The organism is Pontiella sp. (assembly GCF_041622395.1).
Classification (GTDB): domain Bacteria; phylum Verrucomicrobiota; class Kiritimatiellia; order Kiritimatiellales; family Pontiellaceae; genus Pontiella.
In genome coordinates this window covers 1-3,921 of sequence record NZ_JBFJYW010000328.1, presented here as the reverse complement: position 1 = coordinate 3,921, position 3,921 = coordinate 1, and the positions used below count along the sequence as shown (strand labels likewise).

The 3,921-nt window shown below is 61.8% G+C and carries 3 protein-coding genes; 1 reads left to right on the top strand and 2 read right to left on the bottom strand.

Annotated features, from left to right (window positions below; translation table 11 throughout):
- Positions 1–261 precede the first annotated feature (261 nt).
- Positions 262–960, bottom strand: coding sequence for a hypothetical protein (locus ABYO54_RS14890; protein WP_372809030.1), 699 nt, complete (start codon positions 958–960; stop codon positions 262–264).
- A gap of 47 nt (positions 961–1,007) precedes the next feature.
- Entirely contained in the window at positions 1,008–3,401 is a 2,394-nt protein-coding gene (locus tag ABYO54_RS14885) for an ammonia-forming cytochrome c nitrite reductase subunit c552 (protein ID WP_372809029.1), read from the bottom strand.
- Between the two features lie 267 nt (positions 3,402–3,668).
- Here ABYO54_RS14885 and ABYO54_RS14880 point away from each other — a divergent pair.
- On the top strand, positions 3,669–3,921 hold a 253-nt coding region (locus ABYO54_RS14880), incomplete at its 3' end, for a hypothetical protein (RefSeq protein ID WP_372809028.1).

Here is a 3,921-nt window from a genome sequence, read left to right as displayed (position 1 = left end):
TGGGGGCAATGGTTCAATCGCGTCTTTTGTGTCGGGGTCGGGGTTGGGCCGTGTTGCTCGTTTTTAGGGCGGCGCGCGGGGCTTGTCGGGCACCTCCCTCATTGAACATAAAAGTCGCGGTCCTGAGGATCGGTGCAGTTATTATAACCTCTTCGATATAAATGTTCATGAACGTACATTCACGGTTCCATTCCCGTATTTAGGGTTATTATTTCTCTCGTGTATCGGGTATCAGGCCTTCGGCGGAGGTTTCGCCCGGGGCTACGCTTTGCTTTTGGCAATCAGTCCCGCCACGTATCCCCATGCCGACAGGATGTGTTGGGCGGCGGCGCCGTAGGCGGCGGTTGTTTCGTTGGCGATTTGGTGGTAGTAGCTGGAAAACCGCGGGGCGCCGACCAGCACCATCCAGATGCCGATGACGAGCACGTTCATGATGTAGATGATCGCATAGGAGAAGATCCGGCCGTGTTCCTGGATGTCGGGCTGACGTTGCGCCAGCATGTTGACGGTGAAGGTGACGTGGAACGACCAGGTGAAGCCGACCGCGCCCATCCACCAGGCCCGATAGGGCTCCACGTCGAGGGTGAGGCCGGCGAGGTAGTAGGCGCCGATCACGATGAAGGTGTAGAACGGGAAGAAGTACGGCGCGAGGGTGATGGCGAAGTTGGTTTTCGAGAGCATCACGTGGCCGCCCGAGCCGCCGACCTTCATCTTGCCGACGCGGCCGCCCATCATCAGCGCCCAGAGGGCGTGGGTCAGTTCATGGCCGAGCACATAGGTGCGGGTGGGGCGGGGCATCAGGAAAAAGACCAGCACCCAAAGGATGAATCCGATTGGAAGGGCCGCGGTTTCCCAGTTGCCCGCCATCGATGGGCCGCCGGAGGTCGAGTAGAGACCGTAGACGGCTTTCGAGAGCGCCCAGCAGAACGGGAGCAACCCGATCCCGATCAGCATTTTCATGAATTTCCACATAAAAACATCGGGGAGGGGCGGGCTCCCGGGACTTGCTACCGCAACCGTTGCTCCATTTGGGAGGCGTAGCGCTTGGCATCCATCGGCAGATGCTTGGCGAGCTTGGCCTTCCGGTAGATTTCCTGCGCCTCGGAAAGGCGGCCTTCCTGCTCGTAGCTGCCGGCGAGCGTAAAGTAGGTCTGTGCGTCGGCGCGACCGGTGGCGATGACGGCCAAGAGGAACGGTTCGGCTTCCGCGCTGCGGTTGGCCTGTTGCAGGAAGAAGAGGTAGGAGGAGGTGTAGTTCCAGTTTTCCGGCACCAGGGTGGCGGCGGACTCGAGCCACTTGAAGCCTTCGGCCAGGTTGTCGCGGCAGAGCAGGACGCCGAGGTTGTAGGCGGCCTGGGCCATCTGGGGGTCGGCCTTGAGGGCGGTGCGCAGGTGCGTGGCGGCTTGGTCGAGGCGGTTGAACTCGGCTTCGAGCAGGGCCACGTTGAAGTTGACCATCGGGTCGTTCGGTTCGATCGTGAGGGCGCGGCGCAGCATTTCGTAGGCATTGGTGCTGTTTCCGGCGCGGGCGTGTACCATCGCGGCATTGATCATCGGTTGGATCACGTCGTTGCGCAGCTCCATCGATTTTTCATAGGCGGCCAGCGATTTGTCGGGTTCGCCGATGCGGTCGTAGTAGATGCCTTGGTTGTAGTGCGTGCTCCAGCGGTCGGGCCAGATGATGAGCGAGTTCCAGTATTCCTCGTGGGCCTGGTCGTAGGCGGCGTGCTCTTCGTCGGTGTAGCCCGCGAGATTGCGCGTCAGCAGCGATCCGGCGGCGCGGATGCGCACGGTGCGGTAGCGGTCGGCGGCCAGCAGAAGCAGCGCTTTCGTGGTTTCGGGCGCCATGTCGTACTGCAGCGAGGCGGCGGCGGTGGCGCGGACCCATTCATGTTCGTGTCCGGTCAGTTTGCGGATGGCGGCCCATTTCTCGGGGCGCGGGCAGTTGTTGAGCAGGCGCAGGATCGCCACGCTGTTGGCGGGGTCGCAGTTCGGGTTTTCGAGGTAGGCCAGGATTTCGGGGAGCTTGTCCCACTCGTAGTTGCGGCAGGCCTGGATGATGCGGCCCTGTTCGAGGAGCGTGGCGCCGGAGTCTTCGCCGAACCATTCTTTCACATGTTGATCGGCCCACTTGGCGTCTTCTTTCTTGTGCCCCTTGTAGTCGCCCCACATCGCGTCCTTGTCGTGGTGGCAGAGGTTGCAGGCGTTGGGCGAACCGAATTCGAGGGTCGCCGCCGGCGAGGGGGGGCGGAAGGTGTGGTCGGAGCGCGACATGTAGGCCTGCGCCGTCGTCGGCATGTGGCAGTCGACGCAGGTCACGCCCGTTTCGGCGGCGTGGCGCGAGTGGAGGTGGATGTTTTCAACGCGTTTTTCGTGGCAGGGCAGGCACGCCTGGTTGGGATTGTCCTTGAAGCGGAAGCGTCCGGAGGAGGTGTGGCAGTGGATGCACTCGAGCGTGCCGGGGCTTTTCAGGTTGCACTGGTTGGCCATCCAGCCGGTCTGGGTGTAGTTCTCGCCGAGGTCGCGGCCGTCCGGCCAGAAGTCGCGGTCTTCGTAGGAGGTGAGGTCGTAGTGGTCGAAGAAGAGTTCGCCGGGGGTGAAATCGCGCGTGAGAACCTGGCCCTTGGCGTGGCAGGGGCCGCAGGTGGCGTCGCGCTGGGCCATGTCGAGATCCTCGTGGAAGCGGAGCAGTTTCAGGTTGTCGGATTTGAGTTCCTCGCCGCGCGCCTCGGCGGCTTTGGCTTCGCGGACGTGGGCTTCGGCCGGGCCGTGGCAGGTTTCGCAGTTGATGCCGGGCTCCTTCCAGGTGGTGGTGTAGGAGTCGTCGGCGGGGTTGTAGTTTTTCTCGAGCTGGCTGACGTGGCAGTCGTGGCAGGAGGTGTTGAAGGTGAGCGAGCGGTCGGTCCAATGCACGGCTTCGTCGGCGGGGCCGTCGTCCTGGAAGTCGCGCACCATGCTCGCCGTCGCATCGTACCAGCGGCCTTGGTGGACATAGTAGGCCAGCGGCGCCACCTGAAGCTTGCCCTTATCCATCGGGATCAGGAAGTAGCGCACGTTGCGGCCGCCGAACGAGTGGCGCAGCCGCCAGACCTTCTCGGTTCCGTCTTGATAGAACCCCTTGAGGATGCCGCCATGTTCGTCGAACTCGACGATGAACTTTTCCTGGCCGATCATGATCGGCTCCGTCATCGGCGTCAGGGATTTGGCCAAGGAGACGCTGAAGGCCTCCATCGCCTTGCCGTGGTGGGAGGTGCTCCAGAGCTCGTAGAAGCGTTCGTGGCAGGAGATGCAGTCGGACGAGCCAAGGTATTCGCCTTGTTCGGTGAAATCCATGGCGGAGGCGGCGAGGGCGGTGGCCCATGCGGCGGCGGAAAGGAGGGGCAGGACGTTTTTCGCATTCATAGTGGGGCCATTAAACGGTTTGCTGCGGCATTTGTACAGTCCATTCGGGCATTGGGATACTTGTTCAGGCGGGCGGGAAGAAGGGGGGCGGTTACGCATCCGTTACGGGTTTGTTTTCAACGCCCCGGGCGTTCGGCGGTCGATCCATTCAAGAAACGGTAAAAAGACGTTGCTTTCGATGGCTTTCTACACAAAATGCATTGCTCCGTGGAGAAAGAACACGCCCAGGCACCGTTTGCCGAAAAAAGGTCAAACAAGGATTCCGATATGAGTAGAAGAAGCTATGCCCCGATCGTCAAGTGGGGCACCGACAAGAAATACAAGAAGGTCGACGATTTTCTAATGCGCCCCGCCGTGGAGGAAAAGGCCATGGAAGCCGCGGCCCGCATCCTTGCACTGGTTAAGGAAAGCGGCGACAAGGCCGTGATCGATTGCGCGCGCCTCTACGATGGGTCGAACATGTCCACCCGCCGCATCCGCGTAACGCCGGCGGAAATCGCCGACGCCAAGAAGGTGGTCG